Below are 24,637 nucleotides of genomic sequence, written 5' to 3' on the forward strand. Positions count from 1 at the left end.
ACGAGCCTAGGCTCGTTTTTTTAATCTTGATTATGAGTAGTTGAATTACGATGTTGCAAACGGTGTGGTAAAACAACCGTTTGTTCTTCTACTGTTTCTTTATTCATTAATTTTGTAAGAAGACGCATGGCAACAGCACCAATATCGTACATAGGTTGAACAACGGTTGAAAGCGTTGGTCGAACCATCGTTGCTAGTCTTGTGTTATCAAATCCAACGACCTCGAAATCTTCCGGAACGTTATAACCGTTGTCCTGTGCAGCGTGAATAACGCCTAGTGCCATTTCATCCGTACCTGCAAAGATAGCTGTTGGCTTCTCATCTAGTTCAAGAAACCCTTCCATTGCTTCAATACCTGAGTCATACGTATAGTCGCCAATTGCAACGCAATCTTCATCAACTTTCATACCTGCATCCTCTAAAGCTGTTCGGTAACCAAGAAACTTTTCTTCACCGTTAATTGGATCTTCTAATGGACCACTAACAAGTCCAATTTTTTTATGATCTTTTTCAATAAAGCTAGTCACAAGCTCATATGCAGCTTTTTGATAATCAATGTTAACTGACGGAATCTCCTGGCCCTTTTCTAGGGTTGCTGCTAGAACAATCGGAACAGGTGAGCGCTTAAATTCTTCAACATGTTCTTCTGTAATTTTACCGCCCATAAACACAATTCCATCTACCTGTTTTCCAAGCATCGTATTTAGAAGATGAATTTCTTTTTCTTTATTTTGATCTGAGTTACTCAAGATAATATTATATTTGTACATTGTAGCAATATCCTCAATACCGCGAGCAAGCTCAGCAAAGAAAATACTCGAAATATCAGGGATGATAACTCCGACAGTCGTCGTTTTTTTACTAGCAAGACCTCTTGCTACAGCATTGGGACGGTATCCAAGTCTTTCAATCGCCTCTAATACCTTTTTTCTTGTTGCAGGCTTAACATTAGGGTTGCCATTCACAACCCTTGATACAGTTGCCATTGATACTCCTGCTTCTTTCGCTACGTCATAAATCGTTGTATTCACGATGATCCTCCTTCATGCTCTTACGGACTTTAATTTATTTAATGATACGATACTATCCGTTTGACTGCAAACCAAAACCTATATCGACTCACACTAATAAACCACTATTAGCTGTGAAACACCTGCTATTATGATTATGTAGGTTATTTCACAATTAGATACTGTATTAAAGATAGCATATTTAGTCGCTTTTTGCTTTATATAAGCGTAAATTTTCAAAGACTAAATCATAAATCTGTCGTATTTGCTTCCATCTTTATATATGATAACACTCTTACGTTCTTTTATTCCAATAGAACCCAAGCCACTTAGGAACATCAGGTTGAGGATTCATACATCATACACAGAAAAAAACCTTCTACTTATAAAGTAGAAGGCGCAGCTTTCGCTGGATTGAATAAACCACTTGCTTTTAGATCTTTAACAAATTGTTCGTATTGTGGAATATCTAACTGCTGAGCCGCATCGGAAAGAGCTACAGCTGGGTCTGGATGAACTTCCACCATGATACCGTCTGCTCCAATAGCTAGACCTGCTTTTGCTGCAGGGAATAGAAGATCTTTGCGTCCAGTTGAATGCGTTACGTCAACTAGAACTGGCAAATGAGTTTCCTGTTTAAGAATTGGAACTGCTGTAATATCCAACGTGTTTCTCGTTGCTTTTTCGTAAGTTCTAATTCCTCGTTCACAAAGCATTACTTGTGTATTACCGTTCGATACGATGTATTCTGCCGCATTAATGAATTCTTGAATTGTCGCAGATAAACCTCTTTTTAGAAGAACCGGCTTATCAACGGATCCTGCCGCTTTAAGTAACTCAAAGTTCTGCATGTTACGTGCTCCGATTTGAATTACATCAACGTACTTAACTGCTGTTTCAATATCTGCAGGGTTTACAATTTCACTGACTACAGCTAGATCGTACTCATCAGCAACTTGTTTAAGAATCTTTAATCCTTCTTCTCCAAGACCCTGGAAGTCGTATGGCGATGTACGTGGTTTGAAAGCTCCACCACGAAGCATTTTAAATCCTTGCTTCTTAACAGCCCTCGCTACTTCAGCAACTTGCTCATAGCTTTCAACAGCACAAGGTCCTGAAATAAGAACTTGCCCGCCATCTCCAACTTTTTCGCCTTTAATATCAATAACCGTATTATCGGGTTGGCGTTTTCTTGAAACTAAAAGCGCCTTACGATGATCGTCTTCCTGTAACTCAAGGCTTGCCTTAAAAATTTCCTTGAATATATGTTGAAGAGTGGAATTATCAAAAGGCCCACCATTTTTCTCTGTAAGCAAATCAAGCATCTTACGTTCCCGAACAGGGTCAAAACGATTAATCCCCTGTGCTTTCTTTACTCTACCTATCTCTTTCGCCACTTCAGCACGCTCATTAATTAAATCAAGCAGCTGCAGGTTAATCTCGTCTAATTTCTCTCTCAACTCATCAATTTGGATATTAGCCATAATATCTCCACTCCTATCTGTTTAAGTGATTAGGGTTATTATATACGATGAAAAATAAAATGTCACTACTTTTCTTTTAATTCTTAAACGCTTTTAAGCATTAAACCATGTCAGTGAAAGAAAAACGGCTTTATAAAGCCGTTTACTTTAAATATTTTTTCGCAGCATCCGATAACGAGGTATTAGTGATTCTCCAATGTGAATCATTCCATACAACCTCATTTTCATTAAACACTAGCGCTTGTGGCGACTGATGCTTTACTCCATATGAGTCAGCAATTTCAGTTGATAAAGGACGTGATTCCTGCACGTTCAAATAATACACGTCTTCTGACACACCCTCGGAAAACTTCTGAAATTCTTCAAAAGCTTGAGCACTTATTGGGCAAGTTGTACTATTTTTAAATAATAGAAATTGATTATTAGCTTCCTTGATGCGTTTGAAATCTTCTGATGTAGTTATTTTTGTAATGGCCATAAGTTTATCCCCCTTCAAATTGCTATAAATTCATTATAAAGAAGTTTACAGGAAATGAAAAAGAAGAAGCATTATGCTTCTTCTTTTTCATTTCTATATAACAAATTAGGACTTAGTAGGATTCTCCATTGAAGCTGGTTCTTCTTCAGAGAAATGATCGCTAAGATCCTGTTGGAAGCTCTCAACGTCAGCATCTGCCTGAGTATGCAGATCACTATTTTCTTCTGTTTCAAGATTACGATCTTTAATCTTTGAAACAATGTTATTCGATTGATCCGATACTTGCTTGTAAATTGTTGAAGATTTTTCTTTAGCACGGTTAGCAAAATCTGTGCTACGTTCTACTGCAGAATCACGGAATTGAGAAGTCTTTTCCTTCACTGCTCCAGCTTGTTGATTTAGATCACTTCTAAGTTCTTTACCTGATTTAGGTGCTGAAAGTAGTGCAGCCGCTGCTCCAACGATACCACCAATAAGTGAACCAATGATAAAATCTTTTGTGTTAATGTTGTTATCCGACATATAAATACCTCCTATTATTTTGAATCAACGTACTGATCTGTGGCTTTCTTCTTAACTTGCCATTTTTGCCATATTTGCATGGCAGCATTTCCCCACTGAACGACTTTTGTAACTTGTTCAGATTGACGCTCTGCCTCATCTGTTACTTTTCCAGAAATATTTCTTAATGAATGATTCATCTTTCCAAGTGATGTTCCAACTTCTTTTACTTGTACAAAAACAGTATCCAGAGCTTCAGATTTCCCCTGAATGTCTTCTGCAAGCAAATTAGTCTTATGTAACAGTGCAGTAGTTTCAGTTGTTAAACCATTCATTTGTTTTTCAAGGCTATCAAGTGTTTTCGCCGTATTACTCAGCGTATCCTTCAAGGATTTGAGAGTTTGGGCTACGAAATAAACAAGAACTGCAAATGCAATCGCAATAATAGCTACACTTAAATACAAAATAATCTCCATGTGCTGGCACCTCCCTTTTCTGAATCTCTTCCCTTCATTCCTCTTTCGTAAACACAAGTTTGTCATTTCACATACGAACGAAAAATGAGTCTACTTTACTACCCTACACCATAATTAATTCGTTACAAGTTTCATTATTCCTTTTTTAATTTTTTTTATAACATATTCTCATTCTTCTCTATCAGGAGAATAGTAAAAAAAAGAAGGCTCAAGGAGCCTTCTCGCTTAAATAGACGCTTTTTCGGTCTCATATGCTTCTTGATATTTCTGAATATCACCGGCTCCCATGAAAAGAAGTACTCCTTTATCATGGTCATTAAGCTGCTGAATGGAATCTTCAGAGATCATGTGAGCATTAGGGATTTTTTCAATCAGTTGATCAATCGATAACTGACCTGCATCTTCCCGTGCCGAACCAAAGATGTCGCATAAGTAAACAACATCTGCTTCTTTTAACACATCTGCAAATTCATTTAGGAACGTCTTTGTTCTTGTAAATGTGTGAGGTTGGAAAATGGCCACAACTTCACGATTTGGATACTTCTGATGTGCTGATTCTATAGTTGCTTTAATTTCAGTTGGATGATGCGCATAATCGTCAATTAGTACCTGGTTATCAACGACTTTTTCTGTAAATCTTCGCTTAACTCCTTTGAAGTTTGCAAGTTGAGCAGCTACTGCATCTCCTGAAAGATTTTCATAGTGACAAAGAGCAACGACAGATAAAGCATTCAGCACATTGTGTTTCCCGTACATCGGAATCTGGAATGTACGATAGTAATCATCACGAACATGAACATCAAATGTTGTCCCATGTTCATCAATTTTAATATTGGTTGCCTGAAAATCGTTTTGATCATCAAAGCCGTAGAATACGACTGGTACTTTTGTTTGGATTTGCTGAAGGTAAGAATCATCACCATAAGCAATAATACCCTTCTTCACAAGCATTGCCATTTCCTGAAATGCCGAAAAGACATCATCAACATCTGAAAAATAATCTGGGTGATCAAAATCGATGTTTGTCATAATCGCATAATCAGGCTGGTAAGATAAAAAGTGACGACGGTATTCACATGCTTCAAACACAAAATACTGACTGTCCTTTACGCCTTTACCAGTACCATCTCCGATAAGATACGATGTCGGTTCTGCTGCCCCAACAACATGAGACAACAAACCAGTTGTTGATGTTTTACCATGAGAGCCTGTTACAGCAATACTAGTGAATTTTTGAATAAAATCTCCAAGGAATTTATGGTAGCGATAAACAGGAAGGTTCATTTCTCTTGCTCGCACTAACTCTTCATGCTGATCATCAAATGCATTGCCGGCGATAATAATCATATCTTCTTTAATATTTTCTTCTCCAAATGGAAGAATAGTAATACCTTTTTGTTCAAGAGCCTCCTGTGTAAAGAAACGTTTCTCTACGTCTGAACCCTGTACACTGTATCCTATATCGCTAAGGATTTGTGCTAGAGCGCTCATCCCGGATCCCTTAATGCCAACAAAGTGATATATAGTCATTTCAGAACCTCCACACTTTCATTTCTTCTCCGCGTAACCTTTTTTAGTATATGATGTCATTACAAGTATGCGCTGCTTTTCTTTTCAATACTACATTATAGCAGAAAAAGAGACAGGTCTCCAATATAATTCATCAAAGTAATTTGGCACTACGGGCGCAAAAAAGACAGGATTTTGTTCCTGTCTTTTTTGCTTATTCAACACGCTCTAAACGCGGGTTGTGTCGATATTTTCTGCCTGCTTTAGCTTCTGCTTTATCATCAAGAATGACATTATCTCCTGTAAATCCAATGTCTACTTTAAGCAAACTACTTCCAACACCATAAATATCAACAGGAACGTTTTGAGATTCAAACGTTCGAATTCTTTCTTCCGTAAAACCGCCGCTTACTACAATTTTCACATGCTCGAAGCCTTCTTTATCAAGGGCATCTCTAAGTGCAAAAATCAGTTCTGCATTAACCCCTCTTGGATCGAACGTCCCTAGAACATCAGGATTACGCCAAAAATACTGATCAACCATCGTACGAGAGGTATCAACTCGAACACCCTTCAACGTCTTGCCAAATTCCCTTGCTACACGTAATGAATCCGTAATAACATCATTATTGTAATCAACAAGAGAAATCAATTCATCTTCAGGGTATTTCGCATAATAAGCTTTTGATGCTTCAACAACATCACCTTTAAAAAGTTGAATTAAGGCATGAGGCATAGTTCCCATTCCTCTTTTTCCCCACCATTCATTCATCGCATGGGTTGCCTGTGCAGTAGACCCCCCAATATGAGAAGCATACCCGTCACCCGCTTGTTGAGTATAATGATCATCACGATCGCCCATGAAAATAACCGGTTTTTGGATACCTGATGATCGTGCTGCTTTCACTACATGATAAACATTCGTCGCGACGGATGTTCTTCTGCCCAGAATACCATCAATAATTCCTTCGAGAAAACCGAAGTTTTGATATGGCCCTTTAATTTTCAAAACCGTTTCAAATGGAGAGATTTTATCCCCATCCTTTAGCGACTCTATTTCAAGCGATTCAGGGTCCTTCGCAAAGGTTTTTATGAGTGCAATTGCTTCATCTGAACCACAAAGAACGGCATCATGTTTTTGAAAGAACTGCATTGTCACAATATTGTCCGGCTTGAACTCTTCCACAATTTCGCATGTCTTTAGGAAGTAAACAGCTGAAAACCAGCCTTCGCCTACACGCTCATCAAATTTAAAGGTTCGGTTCGTAAGCCTTTTTATTTTGCCTTGCATTTTAAGTTCAATTTCCTTCATAATGGGGCTCCTTCAAGTAGTTTCGTCATTCGAATGTGAGCTCTCTATGTTCAACCATTCACTTATCTGACTATAATTTAACATTAGCTTAACACTACTTATCATATAGAACCTGGCTCTATAAAACAAGTAGAAAAGATATGCACTATACGTGCATATCTTTTAGGAATGTTTCTTCAAAATCAGCTTTCGTCATTAAAATACTTCTAGGCTTGCTTCCCATAGCTTCAGATACTAATCCACGTTCTTCCATCATTTCAATTAGTCTTGCCGCTCGATTGAATCCTATTCGGAAACGACGTTGCAGTGCAGAAGAAGAAGCCTGACCTTGTTCAAGTGCCCACATGCACGCTTCCTCAAACAATTCATCTTCCTGATCATCGTACTGCTGCTTCTTCATTAAATCTTCTTTTTTGATCAAATAATTCGGCTTCCGCTGCTTACGTACGTAGGATGTCACTCGCTCAATTTCTTCGTCCGAAACAAAATTACCTTGCAATCGAACTGGTTTCGAGGATCCATTCTCCAAACAAAGCATATCGCCTTTTCCTAGAAGCTTCTCAGCGCCACTTGTATCAAGGATTGTTCTAGAATCAATTTGCGAAGATACAGAGAAAGCAATACGTGTAGGGATGTTCGCTTTAATAAGCCCTGTAATTACATCAACTGACGGTCTTTGCGTTGCCACTAGTAGATGAATCCCACAAGCTCTTGCTTTCTGTGCAATTCGACAAATCGCATCCTCAACGTCCTGTGGTGAAACCATCATTAGATCAGCGAGTTCATCAATCACAATGACAATGTATGGTAGTTTGTGCTGAGGTTCTCCGTGGTTTATCGCTCGCTCGTTATATCGCTTGATATCTCGAACACCAGCTGCCGCAAATTTCTCATAACGCTCTTCCATTTCATCCACTGCCCACTTTAAAGCAGTAGTAGCTTCTTTCACATCATTAATAACTGGTGTGACTAGATGTGGCAGGCCATTATATGGTGCAAGTTCTACCATTTTAGGATCAATTAACATCATCTTTACATCATTAGGATTTGCTTTAAGCAATAAGCTCACTAAGATCGAATTGATACATACACTCTTACCAGACCCTGTAGCACCCGCAATAAGACCATGAGGCATTTTTTGAATATCAGTTATTTTTGCTTCCCCAGCAATGTCAAAACCGAGCGCCGCATTTAATAGTGAACCTTCAGATTGGAATGCTCCACTTCGAACAATCTCCCGAATAAATACAGGCTTACTCGTAGGGTTTGGCACCTCAATTCCTATTGCATTCTTTCCAGGTATCGGTGCTTCCATTCTTATGTCTCTAGCTGCTAGACTTAATTTAATGTCATCACTTAAATTCGTAATCTTATTCACCTTAACTCCTGGACTTGGCTGCACTTCGAAACGGGTAACCGTCGGCCCCATTGTTGCCCCTACTACCTTAGCCTGTACATTAAAGTTTGAAAGGGTTAGCTCCAATAGTTCCCTTTGCTCTTCAAGCCACTGCTCGTCATTACCTTCATTGCGAGGAGGGATATCAAGAAGTGAAATAGGAGGAAGTTTATATTCTGCTCCACTGCCTGGTTTTTTTGTTAAATGACGTCGGTCATTCGCAAGCATCATTACATTGTAAGGAACCTGCGGCTTTGGTCGAGCGGAATCCCGTCCGGATTGTTCTTGAACATTTTTCTCCTTATGTTCAAGATGTTGAGACGACTCCTCAATTGATTCTTCTATTTGTTCTCGCTGAAACTGCTGTTCTACTTCGAGTTGATTAGATGGTTCTGGTTCTGGTTCTGGTTCTGGTTCTGGTTCTGGTTCTGGTTCTGGTTCTGGTTCTGGTTCTGGTTCTGGTTCTGGTTCTGGTTCTGGTTCTGGTGATTCTTCAATAGCTGTCTGTTCCTCATTTTGATTCTCAACAATAAAATCTTCATCCGAAATGATAAAGTCCTCTTCTATATCATCTGTCACTTCATAATCAGCAGTCCACTCTGATTTCTCTTCGTTTTCCTCTTCTAACATCTCGTTCTTTTGAAGGTCGTTTGTTTCTTCTAATGTTACATCTTCAGTGAGAGTTTCTATTTGCTCCCACTGTTTCTCAGGCTGACTGATGTCCAAATCGGCTTCACTAGATTGTTCACTCTCTTTTTCTGTCTCAAGAGGTAAGGAAGCATCGCTTTTAACTCCAAAGTTGTTCTTATCAGAAATGAAGACCTCTCTATTGTCTTCTCTTTCTTCTTCATTAACAATTGCCTTGCTTGTCGTTTCTTCTTTCACACTAACGGCTTCAGTCTCTTGCTGATCGACACCTTGAGTAACTTGATCTGAATCCGTCAGTATGCCGTTCCCTTCGCTTAGTGAATAAGGTTCAGGTTCCTGGATAAGTTTTTCAATTACGTCACTTTTATCGAGTGATGTATATCGATTGTTTGGATGCGATTTTTTTACTTCTTCTTCCATTTTTTCAGTAACAGGACGTTTGCTAAAACCATAAATAGGTGATGGGATTTGAGATGGTTTGAAATTCACACCTGAGAATTTTTTATTTGTTACTGAACCGTTGTTTTCTGAAAGCCCATCCCTCGTCGTTTTGCTGGAGGGGCCATCTTTCTTCGGAGAAGTGATGCTCTGATTACGATTCTCAGCCTTAGGTTTTTTCGTAGTAATCTGTTCACTTTGATGGCGTTGGACTTCTTTTCTCCCTTCTTTATTCTTTTGGTTATTTGAATGATCCGGAATAAGAGGGAATCGAAAGTTCCCTTCTCTTGGGTATTGGTGAACAATCCTTGCTTCATTCTTCCGATTCGCATTTTCCATCCGCCCAATGGAGTGTTTTCGATCAGGTCGGTCTTTTAACGATTTTGTTTCTTTAACATCTGTTTCCTTTCTTTGAGGTTCTTCTTCCTCATCAAGGTCAAATAATTTATTCCACGCTTTTTTTATCCAATTATTATCCAACTACTATCACCTTTTCTAATTAAGCCCTTTTAGGTCGATTTATTCTTCTATTTTATCGGAAACTCCCCTATCATTGTAAGGCTGTTTCTAAAATCTTTCGTAAAAAAAACAGGTTCTTCGTCTAAAACCGCAAAAATAGGTTCAATATTCCTTATTCCCAATTTTATAGAAAGAAAAAACCTACTAGAAAAATTTCTAGTAGGCCTTAAATTCCGTACCAATTTCATGATCCTCTGGAAGGACCAGAATCCCTTTCTCCTGAGGAGCATCTGGTAGTGCAAGTTCTTTTGCTGAGCAAATCATTCCAGTTGATTCAATTCCTCGCAAGCTCGCATCCTTTATGATCATACCAGAAGGCATGACGGCTCCAACCTTCGCAACGACCACCTTTTGCCCTTTGTCGACGTTTGGAGCACCACAAACGATTTGGAGCTTTTCTTGTCCTACGTTCACCTGACAAATATTTAATTTATCAGCATTCGGATGCTTTTCCATTTCCTCGACATAACCCACAACAAACTTAGGGGAAGCATCGTACACAAGCTCATCATCAAATCCGTTAGCTTGGATGGCCCGATTGACAGCATTAACAAGCTCTTCGCTTTCCTCAACGACACCTGAGCTTGTTAACTCCTGGATTTGTGAAAAATGAAATAGATTATAGCCAATAGTTTTATTCGTTTCTTTACTATAAATACGTGCAATATTCTCTTTGCGCTGAACTGCTTTATCTTCTCGTTCAGTACTTCCTAAAGTAACGATTAGAGTATCTCCAACGCCTTCTTTATTGTAAAACATGTTCATTGTCCATGTACTCCTTTTATCAAACAGTTATTTTTTCGGTTTGTTTTTCGCCATAATAAATACCGGCTCTAATTTTCCATCTTCATACATAAAGGGAAGTCCAGTTACTGGTACGAGTCCACTAGAAAAGAAATGCATGGTCAACTGTGCAAGTGCATCATAACCTTGCTCATTCTCAATATCAGCAAAAATCAGGACATCTTGATGAGGAACAGCTACCGCTAATTCACCCTTCGCACTCTTCGCCATGCGTTCCAATAATGAATCATTAAGAATTCTACTTGCGTCATATCCGTCGTTTGTATTCAAGAAATAAAATGTATTTCCTGCAACCGTATCTGCTTTCACTTCAGTAGATAACCCTCTTAAATTGAACAATGACACTTCATGCAAGGCTTCTTTCGTCCAATTTTCCTTCTTTAACCATTCCTCATCAATCAAGCGATAAGAATGACCAAGATCAAGTGCATAGTAGATTCTTGTCTCCGCCGTATGTTCTTCGAAAACAAATGGAACGCCAGCTTCCGTTTCTGAAGCAAACGACCCCGAGCGAATGACTGGAAAGATGCGGTTTTCTTTACCATTAAGTTCTTGCTTCTCTCTCATTACTTTTAACGTTTCTTCTACATGATGAACGACTTCATCTAGTATCTTTTCGCCTCGCTCTTCATACTTAGCAGACAATCCCTTTAATCCAAGACTAATTCCTTTACCTGTTGAACTATCCTCTACCCTAAGTTTTTCTTCCTTTTGATTGTATGTAAGCTCACGGTCTTCTTGTTGAAGACGTTTTTCGAGCAATTTCTTCAATTCTTTTGGTTCCATATTTTCACCACCTATAATTGAGATGTTCTTTTATCATACCATGAAATAAACCAATACAAAAACAAAGCTATGCCACGCATAGCTTTGTACGAAATTACTTAACTTCTGTAAGAAATTCCTCAATTTCTTCCTTGCTTTTTCTCATCTTACTTACAAATCTTCCTGTCTCTTCACCTTCATTAAAGGCTACAAAACTTGGGATGCCAAAAACATCCATTTCTTGGCAAAGTTCAATATGATCATCACGATCAACGTAATAGAAATCTAGCTCAGAGTACTTCTCTTCTAAATCTGGAAGAAACGGATCGATAACGCGACAATCAGGGCACCAATCTGCGGAAAATAACAAAACCGATTTCCCTTCTTTAATTGCTTGTAAATATTCTTCATGAGTGGCAAATTTCTTCATGATAAACCTCCTAGTACTAATCGGTATTAATTTTCATATCTCCTGGACGAATGAGTCCTTTTTTTCTCATTACCTCGGATATTAGCAGACTTATAATAGCTGGTCCAATAAAATGCAATAGAAGAATAGCTGTCCAAATATTTCCTCCGGCGCCCATAACGTTCAATGTCATGATTTGTCCAACAAAGCCGCTCGTCCCCATACCGGCACCTGATGGGTTGTTTAACATCGTCAGCCAACCGCTGCCAATCGGGGCAAGAATAGCGCCAGCTAGCGTAGGTGGAAGAAGAATCCATGGATTTCGAACAATATTCGCAACTTGTAACATAGAAGTACCAATTCCTTGAGCAATAACGCCTCCTACCCCATTCTCTCGGTAGCTACTTACAGCAAAACCAACCATTTGAGCTGCACAACCAACTGTAGCTGCTCCTGCAGCAATGCCTTCTAATCCTAGCATGATTGCAATGGCCGCACTAGAAATCGGAGCCGTAAGAGCTAGTCCCATAAGAACAGCTACTATGATTCCCATAATTATCGGGCGTTGCTCTGTCGCCCACATAATGAGTGAACCAAAATTAGTCAGTAATGTTTGAATGCCAGGTCCGATAAGAGCTGCCGTTCCATAACCTGCAAAAATAGTGATTAGTGGCGTCACGATAATATCTAACTTAGTTGACTTGGAAACAAGTTTGCCTGCTTCCGCCGCGATAATCGCTGCAGCGTAACTACCTGCTGGACCGCCAAGCTCAGCACCCGCTGCACCCGCTAGAAGCGATGCAAATAAGACAAGAGGAGGAGCTTGTAGACCATACGCTACGGCGACACCAATCGCTGGTCCCATTAAACTCATCGCAAGCTCACCAATAGGAACAAGAAATGATAACGATGAGATTTGCCCTCCAATCGTTTTCAGTATCAAGCCAATAATTAACGACGAAAATAGACCAAGAGCCATGTAGCTTAGAGCTGTAATAAAATAGACTCGTGGTGATAGAGTTACGCCTTTCCTTTGCAAAAATCCGTTCATTACTTTCTCCTTCCAGACCGATGATCCTTACTTAGTATACACAAATTTCTTATTTACCACGTTTGATTAAGGTTTCAGAACTAACGGGTATCTTCATTTTTCCTTATTCAAACAGAAATTGTAATTTAACCTTCTACTATCGAGAAAGGTTTTACTCGTTCACTTTACTGGGAATATATGAAAAAGCCATGCTACAATAATACCGGTATCAAATTAAAGGAGGACTACAAATGGACTTAACTGTTTATCTTGCTGGACAAATTCACGATAACTGGAGAAATGAATTAAAAGAAAAAGCAATCAAACTGGAATTACCTATTCACTTCGTAGGACCCATGGAAAATCATGAGCGTTCTGACGCCATTGGCGAAGAAATTAAAGGCAATCAGCCTAATGCTATTATGAAGGATGAAGCAGCTTCAGAGATCAATAACCTCAGAACTCAGGTTCTTCTTGAAAAATCAGATGTTGTCCTCGCACTATTTGGTGAAAGTTACAAACAATGGAACAGTGCAATGGATGCTGCTACAGCTATCACCCTTGGCAAACCACTTATTCTAGTTCGCCCTGAATCATTGCACCATCCTTTAAAGGAGCTATCGAACAAAGCTCAAGTTACAGTGGAAAATACTGATCAGGCACTAAAAGCCCTGTCCTATATTTTAGAAACAAATTAACGAATCATCAGCTGATATTGACCGACCAGTAAAGAAACTAGTTGTTCATACATGTCAGTTCTTGTAACGGCGCCATTGGTAAAAACACCAATGGCGCCTTCTTTTTTGCTAACATCGACTCGTCTCGCATAATCTGAAATGACAGGACCTAATTCCTCCCCTTGTTCTAACTTCTTCTTAATTTCTTCAGGAAGTGGTAATCTTGCACCACCGGCTACTACTTCATTCCCTATCTCATCTACAAGTGCTCCCCAATTACAAACGTATAAGTGCTCCCCTACCATCTGTACTCCACCTTCAAGACCTATACCAATTGTCGAATGCCCTTTTTCCATTGCAGCTATTGCTCTTTGTTTAGCACCAAGAAGTGTTTCTTCATCACCCCAAGGCTGCTCAGCGACACCTGACTCAACGCTCACCCCCAATACTTCACCTTTAAAGTGAGCTTTGACTGCATTAACTTTCACAGGATTTGTCGACCCGATTGCAACTTTATCCATACATCTTCCCTCCACCATTTTTTAAAAGATCTCATAAGAAAAGGAGCCGTTTTGGCCCCTTCTCACTTACACGTTGCTTTTAATGCTATCTACTGTAGTTTGATCTGTTGACTTCACTAATTTAATCAATAGTTCTTTTGCTGCTGCGTAATCATCTACGTGGATCATTGATGAAGACGTATGAATGTATCTTGAACAAATTCCTACTACTGCAGATGGCACTCCGTTATTAGATAAATGCACTCGTCCAGCATCAGTTCCACCTTGAGAGATGAAATACTGATAAGGAATTTCGTTGCTCTCCGCTGTATCAAGCACAAAATCCCTTAGCCCCTGATGAGTAACCATTGATCGATCATAAATACGCAGGAGAGCCCCTTTACCAAGCTGGCCAAATTCATTTTTATCTCCAGTCATATCGTTGGCAGGACTAGCATCAAGAGCATAGAAAAGATCAGGATTAATCATGTTTGCTGCTGTTTGTGCCCCACGTAAACCTACTTCCTCCTGAACTGTAGCACCAGAATAAAGCTCATTTGGAAGCTCTTCATTCTGAAGCTCCTTCAACAGCTCAATGGCAAGACCTACACCATAGCGGTTATCCCACGCTTTTGCCATGATTTTCTTTTCGTTTGCCATAGGCGTAAATGGACATACCGGTACGATCTGTTGTCCAGGCATGACACCAATTTTTTCTGCGTCTTCTTTGTTATCCGCACCAATATCAATGAGCATATTTTTAATAGCCATTGGCTTGTTTCGTGTAGCATCATCAAGCAAATGTGGAGGGATCGAACCAATAACTCCAGGAATAGGACCATTTTTGGTCATAACCTGAACACGCTGAGCAAGAAGCACCTGGCTCCACCATCCACCAAGTGTTTGAAAACGAAGCATCCCATTTTCAGTAATTGATGTAACCATAAACCCAACTTCATCCATGTGGCCAGCTACCATAATGCGTGGGCCATTGTTTCGTTTAACTCCAAAAACGCTTCCAAGATTATCTTGAATAATTTCATCCGTGTACTTGCCAATCTCACTTTTCACGAATTTTCTAACATCATGTTCAAAACCAGGAGCACCTTGTAATTCAGTTAATGTTTTAAATAACGAGAGAGTTTCTTTTTCCATATGTATCCCCTTCCATCGTTCCTCTATTCCTTTCCTATTGTATCGAATCTAGATAATTGTTGCTAGTGTCACGGATTTTCTATAGAAATATTTGGTCAGAGAGCTAACTTCAGATATACTGAAGATGGAAAATAAATCGTCCATTAAAGGAAGGGAGAATCATAGTAATGAGAACAAGAGATCTATTAATTGGAGCGCTTATTGGAGCTGGAGCAGCAGCTATTACTACTTCAACGATTGCTTCTAAAAAAACGTATATATCACCTGAAAAGGCACTAAAAGCTGTGAAGGGAGCTGTCAAATCCACTTATACTGTCAAAGGTTCATGGATTCACATGAAAACGGATTCAGTAGAAAAGTTCGACCTCCCCTTCACAGTCTATGCTGGTGGACTAACCTGTGAAAAAGAAGGCCAGCTTCAACAGCTTGAATTTATGGTTGATGCTGAAACAGGCACACTAGTAGAATTACAAGCTCAATAAGAGGACTAACTCTTTAGGCTTCTTGGGACTTCCTTTTGAAGTCTTGAATCATTAAAACCCCCTTGCGGAAGAATCGCAAGGGGGTTACATACATTAATTAATTAGAAAGTAGTATTCGTATCGTATACATTATTTTGTAATTTAAAACGAAGAGTTGAATACTTATTTTTTGACCATAGATAAGCAAGAAGTGCTGGACCAACAAGCATTATCGCACTTAGAATTAGAATAACACTCATATGAAGATGCTCACCCGTTACGTCTGCATGACTGTCTTTGTATTCTTTTGCTTTTTCAATGTCTAATACTTTTGAGTCTGGAATAATAGCATTAGCTTCAGTGTCATAGAAAAGGACCTGTGTATGATCTTCAAAGAAGATATTGTCACGAACTGTCGTGAATTCTACAAGCATCATAGAAACCTTACTAAAGTCCTTATCTGCCGAGCTATCAACTTCAATGTTTTCAGCATCTACAACTTTAAGAGAACCTTTATCATAGTCATAATGCTCTTCCCCAAGGTAACCCGCAACACCCTTCTTTACATCACCACTAACATCAGCTTCAGCTTGTGCTGCAGTATTCGCGAAAGGTAATGCGATCAAAAACGCAGCAATAAGTGCAAAAATCCCTTTTTTCATCATTTTTTCCTCCTCTATCAAACAAATTATCCAATTCTTATCATATCATATTCCATCTATTATTCTACTAACATTTTATAGAAAAAAACATCCAATACGAGGAAGGAGAGGATAGATTCTGGTTCTACCTTTATAGCCCCATACCCTTTTTCACGATTTCATAACGGCTATATAAGTTTCCTTTTATCTCATATGATTTAGTATAAAAATGGGATACTAACGAGCACAGCAAAAAAAAGAACCGGTATGCACCGATTCTTATTGAATAACAGGTTTTTTATTAAACTCGTTGCTAATTTCTTTTGAGCGTGTTGCAGCATTCTCAACAGCGGCTTCAAAAGCTTCTCCTCCACCATTTTCATACAATGCCTCAAGACCTGCTTGAGTTGTTCCATTTGGTGAAGTAACTTTCTTTCTAAGATCAGCTGGAGAGTCTTCTGATTGCTCTGCCATCATTCCAGCACCAAGTACAGTTTGAACAGCCATTTTCCTTGCTGTTTCCGTTTCAATACCGCCTTCAATTGCTGCTTTTTCTAAACTTTCAATAACATAATAAATGTAAGCCGGTCCGCTTCCAGCAACACCTGTAAATACGTCCATTTGTTTTTCTTCGATCACGACTGTTTCGCCAATAGAACGAATAAGTGCGCGGGCAATTGACACCTGCTCATCATTTACATGTTTTCCTGCTGCTAGGGCAGAAATGGATTTACCAATCATACTTGAAGTGTTCGGCATAACGCGGATCACTGGTTGCTCTCCATCGAGCTGATCCTCAATATAAGATGATGGTACGCCAGCAAGAACTGATAAGAGAAGTTGATCATCTGAAATGAAATCTTCAATTCCTTCAAGTGCACGTTCAACATCTTTTGGCTTCATTGCTAGGATAACAACATTAGCCTCACGAACTGCGAATTCTATACTTTGAGTCGCCAATACGCCGTGGTTCTCCATAAGTTCCTGACGACGTTGTTCATTACTTCTGTTTGTCATAATAATACGTTCAGGTTCAATAGTACCTGACTCAATCATTCCTGCAGCCATTGCTTCTGCCATTGAACCCGCTCCGATAAACGTTACGGTTTTATTTTCTAGCATGATTGCCTCCTTTGGATTTCCGAAAAATCATCTACGGTCATTTATACTAACACTGCATCCACCACGCTTCAACCTTTATGAAGCAAGAAATAAGCATACGTGCAAGATACATAGTGAAAACGCTATCATTCGAATCTCAACGTAAACTACGTGATTGAGATCGACTTATATCGCTTCTCACGCCATCTCACAAGCTCTCATCAAGACTGTGTCATTAACATATTGTGGTAAAAAAGGTTCGCTTCAGTTTTTTTAAACGATGGATTCTATTCATTACTTATATGAATTTCGATTTGCTTATCCATAAATATAGCAAAAAAGAGGTCCCCTTTTGGGACCTCTCATTATTATGCTTGTACTTGTGGTCTAGATTTCTTCAATATTCCTACCATCAATGCCGTAATAACTGTACCAATGACAATGGCAAGGATATAGAGAAGAATATGAGTTAATGAGATGTTGTTTACAGACCAGATCACAAACGCTCCGCCATGCGGTGCTGGTAAAGCTATATTAAACAACATTGTTAATGCACCTGCAACAGATGAACCAACAATAATGGAAGGAATCACTCGGCCTGGATCTGCTGCTGCAAATGGAATTGCGCCTTCTGTGATGAATGAAGCCCCCATTACATACGCTACTTTTCCTGCTTCACGCTCAGTTTTGTTAAATCGATTTTTAAATAGTGTTGTTGCAAGAGCGAGTCCAAGTGGTGGTGTCATACCGCCTGCCATAATCGCTGCATGATACGTCAGATTACCTGCATCAATCATCGCAATACCAAACGTAAAGGCCGCTTTATTAATTGGACCACCCATATCTACCGCCATCATTCCTCCTAGAATTAAGCCAAGAAGGAGTTTATTCGTAGTGCCCATACCACTCAACCAGTTCTCAAGCCCTGTATTCAGAGCCCCAACTGGCTCGATTACAACGTACATCATAATAATCCCTGTAATAAAAATACCAAACAGTGGATAAAGCAAGACTGGCTTTAACCCTTCTAGAGACTGTGGTAGTCCAGAGAAAAGCTTTTTCAAAAGAAGAACAGCGTAACCAGCAAGGAAACCAGCAATGAGTCCACCTAGGAACCCTGCACCGTTCGTAGAAGCCATCAAGCCACCAACAAGACCAGGAGCAAGACCAGGACGATCGGCAATACTCATTGCAATAAATCCTGCAAGAACTGGAATCATAAGGGCAAAGGCATTTCCACCACCAATTGTGCTAAGCGCTGCTGCAAATGCATTGTAACTTGGGTCATCTGGATCTGCAGCATTGATACCAAAGATAAATGAAAGGGCTATCAAAATACCGCCACCAACTACGAGCGGAAGCATATTCGAAACACCGTTCATTAAGTGCTTGTAGAAAGCTGATTGCTTTCCTTTTCTTTCGTTTTTCTTCTCACTGATTTGATCTTCGTATGATCCTGAAGATTTATAGACTGGCGCATCGCCATTTGCTGCCTGCTTCAACAAGTCAGCTGGCTTCCGGATTGCTTCTGCCACTGGAACTTCAATTACTTTTTTTCCTTTGAAACGTTCCATTTCTACCTTCGTATCAGCAGCAACAATAATACCAGGTGCCTTTTCAATTTCTTCATCAGTTAGACGATTTTTCACGCCTCCAGATCCATTTGTTTCAACTTTGACACTATAACCCATTTCAGATGCTTTCGCTTTCAGCGCATCCGCAGCCATATACGTGTGAGCAATTCCTGTAGGGCATGCTGTAACAGCTAATATTTTCCCAGTAACTTCAGTTGTTTCTTCTACTTCTTCTTCATCAGCATTTTCTTCTTCTTTCTGATCAAATGCTTGCAAAACTTCTTCTTCCGTTCTTGCTTCAAGAAGCCCTTTACGGAATTCGTTATCCATTAAGAATGAAGATAGTCTTGATAGCGCTTCTAGATGCGTTTGGTTTGCACCTTCAGTCGCAGCAATCATAAAGAACAGGTGCGCCGGCTGACCGTCAAGAGACTGATAATCGATACCCGCATTAGAACGTCCAAACACAATCGCTGGTGCCTTTACTGCTGCTGTTTTGGCATGAGGAATGGCTATACCTTCTCCAATACCAGTCGTACTCTCTTTCTCACGCGCATGTATCGCTTTTTTGAACGCGTTAAGGTCCTGTAATTTGCCTGCTCTCTCTAGTTTTTCAGATAGCTCATTAATAACACGATCTTTTGAATCCGCTTCAAGATTCAGAATCATTGTCTCTTTTGTTAATAATTCTGTAATTCTCATATACCTCGACCTCCCATTTCTTCATAAGTCTGAATCTTAATTTGCTTTCGTAATTCTTGTACTTCTTCTGCTGTACAAAAGCCTGTTGAAAATGCGCTTGCACTGCCTGCTGCAATTCCAGATTGGAATGCTTCCTTCAAATTCTCAGTTTCAATATATTTACTTAGAAAACCAGCTACGACTGAATCCCCTGCTCCAACTGAATTCTGTACTTTACCGACCGGGACATTTCCGAAAAGAATCTCATTAGATGTAATCAGCACAGCCCCATCACCGGCCATTGAGACAATCACGTTCATTGCTCCCATTTGTTGCACTTTCTTCCCGTATTCAACTGCATCTTCCACTGAAGTTATTTTAACTCCAAACAAATCGCCAAGTTCATGATGATTCGGCTTCACTAGGAATGGCTTTGCTTTCACGGTTTCTTCCAATGCTTTTCCCTTGGTGTCGACAATAGCCTGCACTCCGTCTGGTAAGGACTTCAAGATATTAGAGTAGATATTTTGATCAATACTAGTCGGCACGCTACCTGCCATTACGACGATATCACCCGCGACGGTTTGTGAAAGTTGTTGAAGTAATTTCTCAACATTTCCTTCAGAAATCATTGGGGATAGTCCATTAATTTCAGTTTCCTCACCATTTTTTAACTTAATGTTAATTCGCGTATCACCTTCAACATGGATGAAATGAGGATGTAGGCTTTCATCTTTTAGTGATTGTTCAATAAATTGACCTGTAAAACCGCCTACAAATCCTAACGCTGTAGAATCGTGTCCAAGTCGTTTTAATACTTTGGTAACATTAACGCCTTTACCACCGGCAATCTTTGTTTCTTCATCTACTGTATTAACAAGCCCCGTTTTAAGGTCATCAAGTCGAACAATATAGTCAACTGAAGGATTTAATGTAATTGTATAAATCATATTTTCACCACTTCTACTGTTGTTTGTTTACTAATATTATCTAAGAGCATTTCAGAATTTTCGTTCGTAATGATGGCACATGCTTCAAGATCAGCCACCTTACTGAATGCCGCTTCTCCGAATTTCGAGTAATCTGCAATAATGTATGGTTCGCGCGATAGTTTAATCGCTGCTCTTTTGATAATGGCTTCATCAGGGTCAGCTGTTGTATATCCTAACGTTTCATGAATACCGTTTATACCTATAAAACATTTATCAAACCGATATGTTTCAATACTTTCAAGCGCCTTTACTCCTGTCATAGCTCCTGTTCTTGATTTGAACTTCCCACCAATCACATAGGTGGTTATTCTATCTCCTTGAAGACTCTCAATGACAGGATATCCGTTAGTCACAACCATCACCTGTTTGTCAGATAAAAACTCAGCAATTTTCTGAGTCGTTGTCCCTGCATCAAGAAAAATACAGTCACCATCTTTAACTAATCCAGCGGCGTAAGAAGCGATTTTTTCCTTTTCGGTCAAATTCTGTGTTGATTTCTCACCAAGGGACGGTTCTGTCCACTTCGAGTGAAAAAGAGATGCTCCGCCATGTACTCGCTTTAGCTTATTCTCTTCTTCGAGTTGGACAAGGTCACGACGAATAGTTGAAACTGAAGCTCCAGTTGCATCGCTCAAATCATGCACCGTAACCGTTTCTTTTTCTTTAAGAACTTGTAAAATGATGAAATGACGTTCAGCATTTAACAATTCATCACCTACTTTCTAATCTCATTATAATGAAAGCACTTTCAATAGTCAATCATTTTCGTTCAAATTTATTCAAAAACAATCAAAAACAATCACAAATGATCATACGAGACTTTCTATCAACCACAATTGCTTATCATTACACTTTGAACAAAGCTTTATTTGAACAAAAAAAGAAGACTGCCATTTAGCAGTCCCCTTACTATCACACATTTCGTTTTACTTCATCCGTCACGTTGTACTCCTTATCCCACTTTAAAGCACGATAAATCGCATCATGGTAAAAAATAAACCACGAATTTTGATCAACAGCATCTTTTATCCATTTCTCTTTCTCATAAATCGATGTCATCGGATAATCATCGTATGCAAGAACCCATAAAGGATTGTGATGGGCATGAGTTGGCATAAGATCTGCCATATGAATCAGGCGCTCTTCGCCCTCATTCATAAAAATGATCGCATGTCCATCACTATGTCCTCCTGTATGGTACATATTCAAGCCTGGAATGACTTCATAAGATTCCTTAAATGTTTGAACTTGGTTTTGAATCGCTTCCCAGTTTTCTTTCCAATATGTATTTTTCGAACGAATATTTGGCTCCTTCATTTCGTTCCACTCTACCTCTGAAGCATAAATAACAGCATTCGGAAACGCTGGTTTATATCCATCTCCATCTGGCTCTGTTAATCCACTCGCGTGATCAAAATGAAGATGTGTCATTAAGACAATATCAATTTCCTCAGCAGATAGTCCAAGTTTTTCAAGGGATCCATGAATATCTGACTCTTCTTCAACTCCATAATTTCTTTTTTGTTTTTCACTTAATTTGTCTTTTCCAATCCCTGATTCAATTAAGATGTTCTTGCCCTGCCATTGTAAAAGGAGAGGATCTGTTCTAAGCTCAATTTGGTTTTTTTCATTTACTGGGTACCGCTTACTCCACAATGGTTTTGGTACAACTCCAAACATTGCGCCCCCATCCATATGAGTCACGCCACCTCTAAGCCATGTAATCGATAAACTCCCAACTTGTAACTGCTCCATCGAAATCCCACCTTTATAAGATTAGTTTCATTTTCTCACTAAAAGAAACCGCTTTCAATAATATTCAAAAAAAGAGCCGCATTTAAACGACTCAACTTCTAAACTGTGCTTCACATCGATAGATCCGACTACCTTTTGATGAGAACTTTTCTTCATATTCCGTCATCACGTTATCTTCCATATTACTCTGATGCAAGTTAAGGCTAACGTGATTAAGTATCATCCCATATAAGGAGAAGCTATGAAGGGAATATTCAAAAAGCCCTTGATTATCTGTCTTAAAATGAACTTCTCCATTTGGTTTCATAACATCCCGATAAAGATCAAGGAATGTCTTATTGGTAAGTCTTCTTTTCTCATGACGATTTTTTGGCCAAGGATCAGAGAAATTCAAATATACTCGACTGACTTCATTTTCTTCAAAAATGGTGCTTAAATCTTGTGCGTTCTCATTCAACAAACGAACATTTGGAACATCTTCTTCAATTAATTTCTCTAATGCTGACACCATTACGCTTGATGAAAGCTCTAAACCAACATAATTCACATCGGGATTCTGTTTGGCCATACCGATTATAAATTGACCTTTACCAGTTCCAACCTCTAAATGTATCGGATTACTATTATCGAAAACATCTTTCCAATTTCCTTTACGATCAGTAGGGTTCGTCGGAACGAATTGAGGATTCTTTGCAAACATATCTTCTGCCCATGGCTTATTGCGTTGACGCATACTTTCACTTCCTTATTATCTAATCACCGTTTTTACACAACCGACATTTTACCATGAATTCTTAAGAATAGAAAGGCGAGGAAAAGGGGATGTAAAAGTAACAAGATTGTTGAAAAGCAAACCAGAATCATTTAATAATATCGGTTATGCTAGAGACAGAGAGGAGGGTGAATAAATGGAGCACTTTCTCATGATGTGGGCACCCTGGATTGTCATCGTCGTTTCCGTGGTTGCACTTTTTGGCTGGGGAGCAAAAGGGGACACTAAATAACATATCCAAAAGCAGATAAAAGAAACTTTTCATTTCAGAACACGGAGTAATCCGTGTTTTTTCATTATTCAACCGGCATAATTCCTGCACACATGTACACGCTATCTAATAGTACAAATAAGGAGGAACAATTATGCCACTATCACATCGCGACCAGCTTTTTATACTCGCTGATATTCTCAAAAATCATCAAACCGATTGCTCTGGAACAACTTCAGAGTGTGAGCAAATTCAGCGCCTTGCCAATTCCCTGCAACAAAATAATGGCATTGCACCAGAAATCAAACAAATCCTCAATCAAATTGAGCAATATAGTGTAACAGGTGCGACAGAAACAAATTTATTAAATCACATAGAAACCCACCAGCCTCATATTAGCCAGTGGGTCGATACTATTGATCGGTATCAATAAGTCGATAATGATTCAAATTTTCTAAATCCCTTTTCCAGAATTCAACTTCCCCGTCTAAGCCTTTAAGATCATACCAGTAAATGGACAGTAAGGTCTGCGCTACCACATACCAATACATGCGGTGGCGAAGGCTTTCTGTATTCTCTAGCCCATAATGACCGAGCCATTCTCCCCATTCTTCTTTTGGAACATACCAGTATAGAAGCATCCCAATATCCAAAGCTGGATCTGCCACTACCGCTCCATCCCAATCGATCAAATAGAGATTCCCTTCTTCGCTAAACATCCAGTTGTTATGATTGACATCGCAATGACACACAACTTTTTCGACATGTTCAAGGTCATTCTTATTTGCAGCTAAATACGAAAGGGCTCTTATCACTTCCACGTCTCTCCGATGATGATTCTCAAACTTCTGCAATAGATCAAGATAAATCACATCAGGTGAGAGGGGCTTTTTCCCAAGCCGATTGAGCATCCTTCGAAGTTCTGAAGACCGATGTATTTTATAAAGCATTTGCGCCACTCGCGGCTGCTTCATTTCATAGGACTTCAGTTCTCTCCCCGGCAACCACTTTTGGGCTGTAATAACGTCTCCATTCTCAAGTCGCTTGGTCCAGAGAAGTTTCGGTACAATTCCTTCCGCCGACAAAACAGCCAGAAAAGGCGAGGAGTTCCGTTTTAGGAATAATTTCTCGTCTCCATATTGAGCTAAGTATGCTTCGCCTGTCGCTCCGCCAGCAGGGGTCACCTGCCAGCCTTCGCCTAAAATGTTATCCAACAAATTCACCTTCGATTTCCGTTAGTTTGTAGATTCTGGAAGTTTTGCGTTTTTAGCGAGATCTTCTCCGGACTTAGCTAAAAACCGTCTACGAATAAAAAATTATAACACACGTTGAAGAAAT

General features: G+C 39.4%; 26 protein-coding genes. 4 read left to right on the forward strand and 22 right to left on the reverse strand.

The features are described 5' to 3' along the window. Positions 1–20: 20 nt before the first annotated feature. From ccpA to AC0VYJ_RS16250, 12 genes are all read right to left on the reverse strand, one after another. Positions 21–1,031 (reverse strand): catabolite control protein A, encoded by a 1,011-nt coding sequence (gene ccpA / locus AC0VYJ_RS16195; RefSeq protein WP_226614743.1) that lies wholly within the window; start codon positions 1,029–1,031, stop codon positions 21–23. A gap of 362 nt (positions 1,032–1,393) precedes the next feature. Beyond that, positions 1,394–2,494 (reverse strand): bifunctional 3-deoxy-7-phosphoheptulonate synthase/chorismate mutase, encoded by a 1,101-nt coding sequence (locus tag AC0VYJ_RS16200; RefSeq protein WP_283153869.1) that lies wholly within the window; start codon positions 2,492–2,494, stop codon positions 1,394–1,396. A gap of 142 nt (positions 2,495–2,636) precedes the next feature. Next, positions 2,637–2,972, reverse strand: coding sequence for a bacillithiol system redox-active protein YtxJ (gene ytxJ / locus AC0VYJ_RS16205; RefSeq protein WP_194219248.1), 336 nt, complete (start codon positions 2,970–2,972; stop codon positions 2,637–2,639). 105 nt (positions 2,973–3,077) lie between these two features. Further along, positions 3,078–3,494 (reverse strand): YtxH domain-containing protein, encoded by a 417-nt coding sequence (locus AC0VYJ_RS16210; protein WP_194219247.1) that lies wholly within the window; start codon positions 3,492–3,494, stop codon positions 3,078–3,080. Between the two features lie 14 nt (positions 3,495–3,508). Continuing rightward, complete coding sequence (locus AC0VYJ_RS16215; RefSeq protein WP_194219246.1) at positions 3,509–3,949, reverse strand: DUF948 domain-containing protein; 441 nt, start codon at positions 3,947–3,949, stop codon at positions 3,509–3,511. A 225-nt stretch (positions 3,950–4,174) separates the two neighbouring features. After that, complete coding sequence (gene murC / locus AC0VYJ_RS16220; protein WP_194219245.1) at positions 4,175–5,479, reverse strand: UDP-N-acetylmuramate--L-alanine ligase; 1,305 nt, start codon at positions 5,477–5,479, stop codon at positions 4,175–4,177. A gap of 193 nt (positions 5,480–5,672) precedes the next feature. Next, positions 5,673–6,770: a nicotinate phosphoribosyltransferase gene (locus tag AC0VYJ_RS16225; protein ID WP_430245897.1), complete on the reverse strand. Its 1,098-nt coding sequence runs from the start codon at positions 6,768–6,770 to the stop codon at positions 5,673–5,675. A 145-nt stretch (positions 6,771–6,915) separates the two neighbouring features. Further along, positions 6,916–9,732, reverse strand: coding sequence for a DNA translocase FtsK (locus AC0VYJ_RS16230; RefSeq protein ID WP_475365624.1), 2,817 nt, complete (start codon positions 9,730–9,732; stop codon positions 6,916–6,918). 195 nt (positions 9,733–9,927) lie between these two features. Then, positions 9,928–10,536, reverse strand: a complete 609-nt coding sequence (gene ytpR / locus AC0VYJ_RS16235) for a YtpR family tRNA-binding protein (RefSeq protein ID WP_194219243.1) — start codon at positions 10,534–10,536, stop codon at positions 9,928–9,930. Positions 10,537–10,563: 27 nt separating this feature from the next. Beyond that, entirely contained in the window at positions 10,564–11,361 is a 798-nt protein-coding gene (locus AC0VYJ_RS16240; protein WP_430245901.1) for a DUF1444 domain-containing protein, read from the reverse strand. Between the two features lie 94 nt (positions 11,362–11,455). After that, positions 11,456–11,770, reverse strand: coding sequence for a thioredoxin family protein (locus AC0VYJ_RS16245; RefSeq protein WP_194219241.1), 315 nt, complete (start codon positions 11,768–11,770; stop codon positions 11,456–11,458). Positions 11,771–11,786: 16 nt separating this feature from the next. Continuing rightward, the gene (locus AC0VYJ_RS16250) at positions 11,787–12,800 is read right to left on the reverse strand and encodes a PTS sugar transporter subunit IIC (RefSeq protein ID WP_430245903.1); all 1,014 of its coding nucleotides are present in this window, start codon (positions 12,798–12,800) and stop codon (positions 11,787–11,789) included. Positions 12,801–13,030: 230 nt separating this feature from the next. Between AC0VYJ_RS16250 and AC0VYJ_RS16255 the strand changes: the two genes are divergently transcribed. After that, complete coding sequence (locus tag AC0VYJ_RS16255; protein WP_194219239.1) at positions 13,031–13,477, forward strand: YtoQ family protein; 447 nt, start codon at positions 13,031–13,033, stop codon at positions 13,475–13,477. Here AC0VYJ_RS16255 and AC0VYJ_RS16260 read toward each other — a convergent pair. Both AC0VYJ_RS16260 and AC0VYJ_RS16265 read right to left on the reverse strand, forming a co-directional pair. After that, positions 13,474–13,977, reverse strand: a complete 504-nt coding sequence (locus tag AC0VYJ_RS16260) for a DUF84 family protein (RefSeq protein WP_475365625.1) — start codon at positions 13,975–13,977, stop codon at positions 13,474–13,476. The two genes, AC0VYJ_RS16255 and AC0VYJ_RS16260, sit on opposite strands and share 4 nt — an antisense overlap. Positions 13,978–14,043: 66 nt before the next feature. After that, positions 14,044–15,111 (reverse strand): M42 family metallopeptidase, encoded by a 1,068-nt coding sequence (locus tag AC0VYJ_RS16265; protein ID WP_283153860.1) that lies wholly within the window; start codon positions 15,109–15,111, stop codon positions 14,044–14,046. Positions 15,112–15,278: 167 nt separating this feature from the next. Between AC0VYJ_RS16265 and AC0VYJ_RS16270 the strand changes: the two genes are divergently transcribed. Then, positions 15,279–15,593 (forward strand): hypothetical protein, encoded by a 315-nt coding sequence (locus AC0VYJ_RS16270; protein ID WP_475365626.1) that lies wholly within the window; start codon positions 15,279–15,281, stop codon positions 15,591–15,593. A gap of 101 nt (positions 15,594–15,694) precedes the next feature. Here AC0VYJ_RS16270 and AC0VYJ_RS16275 read toward each other — a convergent pair whose 3' ends face one another. The 7 genes from AC0VYJ_RS16275 to trmB all read right to left on the reverse strand — a co-directional run bounded on the left by AC0VYJ_RS16275 (position 15,695) and on the right by trmB (position 23,049). Beyond that, positions 15,695–16,234, reverse strand: a complete 540-nt coding sequence (locus tag AC0VYJ_RS16275; RefSeq protein WP_194219235.1) for a hypothetical protein — start codon at positions 16,232–16,234, stop codon at positions 15,695–15,697. Positions 16,235–16,492: 258 nt separating this feature from the next. Continuing rightward, positions 16,493–17,335 carry a pyrroline-5-carboxylate reductase gene (gene proC / locus AC0VYJ_RS16280; RefSeq protein WP_194219234.1) on the reverse strand — a complete coding sequence of 281 codons (843 nt, stop codon included), beginning with the start codon at positions 17,333–17,335 and terminating at the stop codon, positions 16,493–16,495. A gap of 347 nt (positions 17,336–17,682) precedes the next feature. Beyond that, positions 17,683–19,590 (reverse strand): PTS fructose transporter subunit IIABC, encoded by a 1,908-nt coding sequence (locus tag AC0VYJ_RS16285; RefSeq protein WP_194219233.1) that lies wholly within the window; start codon positions 19,588–19,590, stop codon positions 17,683–17,685. After that, positions 19,587–20,519, reverse strand: a complete 933-nt coding sequence (gene pfkB / locus AC0VYJ_RS16290; protein WP_475365627.1) for a 1-phosphofructokinase — start codon at positions 20,517–20,519, stop codon at positions 19,587–19,589. The genes AC0VYJ_RS16285 and pfkB overlap by 4 nt, the downstream gene beginning before the upstream one ends. Continuing rightward, positions 20,516–21,268, reverse strand: coding sequence for a DeoR/GlpR family DNA-binding transcription regulator (locus AC0VYJ_RS16295; protein WP_194219231.1), 753 nt, complete (start codon positions 21,266–21,268; stop codon positions 20,516–20,518). The genes pfkB and AC0VYJ_RS16295 overlap by 4 nt, the downstream gene beginning before the upstream one ends. 205 nt (positions 21,269–21,473) lie before the next feature. Continuing rightward, complete coding sequence (locus AC0VYJ_RS16300) at positions 21,474–22,316, reverse strand: YtnP family quorum-quenching lactonase (protein WP_475365628.1); 843 nt, start codon at positions 22,314–22,316, stop codon at positions 21,474–21,476. 91 nt (positions 22,317–22,407) lie between these two features. Beyond that, a complete protein-coding gene (trmB, locus tag AC0VYJ_RS16305) occupies positions 22,408–23,049 on the reverse strand; it encodes a tRNA (guanosine(46)-N7)-methyltransferase TrmB (protein ID WP_475365629.1) in 642 nt (213 codons plus the stop codon). Between the two features lie 175 nt (positions 23,050–23,224). Between trmB and cydS the strand changes: the two genes are divergently transcribed. Together cydS and AC0VYJ_RS16315 are read left to right on the forward strand one after the other, a co-directional pair. Then, entirely contained in the window at positions 23,225–23,320 is a 96-nt protein-coding gene (gene cydS / locus AC0VYJ_RS16310) for a cytochrome bd oxidase small subunit CydS family protein (RefSeq protein WP_371018339.1), read from the forward strand. A gap of 133 nt (positions 23,321–23,453) precedes the next feature. Continuing rightward, a complete protein-coding gene (locus AC0VYJ_RS16315; protein WP_226614789.1) occupies positions 23,454–23,732 on the forward strand; it encodes a YtzH-like family protein in 279 nt (92 codons plus the stop codon). Here the strand turns inward: AC0VYJ_RS16315 and AC0VYJ_RS16320 are convergent. Further along, complete coding sequence (locus AC0VYJ_RS16320) at positions 23,713–24,522, reverse strand: phosphotransferase family protein (RefSeq protein WP_194219227.1); 810 nt, start codon at positions 24,520–24,522, stop codon at positions 23,713–23,715. The two genes, AC0VYJ_RS16315 and AC0VYJ_RS16320, sit on opposite strands and share 20 nt — an antisense overlap. Positions 24,523–24,637 lie beyond the last annotated feature (115 nt).

This window comes from Anaerobacillus sp. 63XJN7_5_ISO-PGPR-S23-430 (genome assembly GCF_056173695.1).

What these genes read in the sequence shown, in the direction of transcription:
- AC0VYJ_RS16200 (WP_283153869.1), bottom strand. Translation starts at nt 2,494, where the DNA reads ATGGCTAATATCCAAATTGATGAGTTGAGAGAGAAATTAGACGAGATT.
- ytxJ (WP_194219248.1), bottom strand. Translation starts at nt 2,972, where the DNA reads ATGGCCATTACAAAAATAACTACATCAGAAGATTTCAAACGCATCAAG.
- AC0VYJ_RS16210 (WP_194219247.1), bottom strand. Translation starts at nt 3,494, where the DNA reads ATGTCGGATAACAACATTAACACAAAAGATTTTATCATTGGTTCACTT.
- AC0VYJ_RS16215 (WP_194219246.1), bottom strand. Translation starts at nt 3,949, where the DNA reads ATGGAGATTATTTTGTATTTAAGTGTAGCTATTATTGCGATTGCATTT.
- murC (WP_194219245.1), bottom strand. Translation starts at nt 5,479, where the DNA reads ATGACTATATATCACTTTGTTGGCATTAAGGGATCCGGGATGAGCGCT.
- AC0VYJ_RS16225 (WP_430245897.1), bottom strand. Translation starts at nt 6,770, where the DNA reads ATGAAGGAAATTGAACTTAAAATGCAAGGCAAAATAAAAAGGCTTACG.
- ytpR (WP_194219243.1), bottom strand. Translation starts at nt 10,536, where the DNA reads ATGAACATGTTTTACAATAAAGAAGGCGTTGGAGATACTCTAATCGTT.
- AC0VYJ_RS16240 (WP_430245901.1), bottom strand. Translation starts at nt 11,361, where the DNA reads ATGGAACCAAAAGAATTGAAGAAATTGCTCGAAAAACGTCTTCAACAA.
- AC0VYJ_RS16245 (WP_194219241.1), bottom strand. Translation starts at nt 11,770, where the DNA reads ATGAAGAAATTTGCCACTCATGAAGAATATTTACAAGCAATTAAAGAA.
- AC0VYJ_RS16250 (WP_430245903.1), bottom strand. Translation starts at nt 12,800, where the DNA reads ATGAACGGATTTTTGCAAAGGAAAGGCGTAACTCTATCACCACGAGTC.
- AC0VYJ_RS16255 (WP_194219239.1), top strand. Translation starts at nt 13,031, where the DNA reads ATGGACTTAACTGTTTATCTTGCTGGACAAATTCACGATAACTGGAGA.
- AC0VYJ_RS16260 (WP_475365625.1), bottom strand. Translation starts at nt 13,977, where the DNA reads ATGGATAAAGTTGCAATCGGGTCGACAAATCCTGTGAAAGTTAATGCA.
- AC0VYJ_RS16265 (WP_283153860.1), bottom strand. Translation starts at nt 15,111, where the DNA reads ATGGAAAAAGAAACTCTCTCGTTATTTAAAACATTAACTGAATTACAA.
- AC0VYJ_RS16270 (WP_475365626.1), top strand. Translation starts at nt 15,279, where the DNA reads ATGAGAACAAGAGATCTATTAATTGGAGCGCTTATTGGAGCTGGAGCA.
- AC0VYJ_RS16275 (WP_194219235.1), bottom strand. Translation starts at nt 16,234, where the DNA reads ATGAAAAAAGGGATTTTTGCACTTATTGCTGCGTTTTTGATCGCATTA.
- proC (WP_194219234.1), bottom strand. Translation starts at nt 17,335, where the DNA reads ATGCTAGAAAATAAAACCGTAACGTTTATCGGAGCGGGTTCAATGGCA.
- AC0VYJ_RS16285 (WP_194219233.1), bottom strand. Translation starts at nt 19,590, where the DNA reads ATGAGAATTACAGAATTATTAACAAAAGAGACAATGATTCTGAATCTT.
- pfkB (WP_475365627.1), bottom strand. Translation starts at nt 20,519, where the DNA reads ATGATTTATACAATTACATTAAATCCTTCAGTTGACTATATTGTTCGA.
- AC0VYJ_RS16300 (WP_475365628.1), bottom strand. Translation starts at nt 22,316, where the DNA reads ATGGAGCAGTTACAAGTTGGGAGTTTATCGATTACATGGCTTAGAGGT.
- trmB (WP_475365629.1), bottom strand. Translation starts at nt 23,049, where the DNA reads ATGCGTCAACGCAATAAGCCATGGGCAGAAGATATGTTTGCAAAGAAT.
- cydS (WP_371018339.1), top strand. Translation starts at nt 23,225, where the DNA reads ATGGAGCACTTTCTCATGATGTGGGCACCCTGGATTGTCATCGTCGTT.
- AC0VYJ_RS16315 (WP_226614789.1), top strand. Translation starts at nt 23,454, where the DNA reads ATGCCACTATCACATCGCGACCAGCTTTTTATACTCGCTGATATTCTC.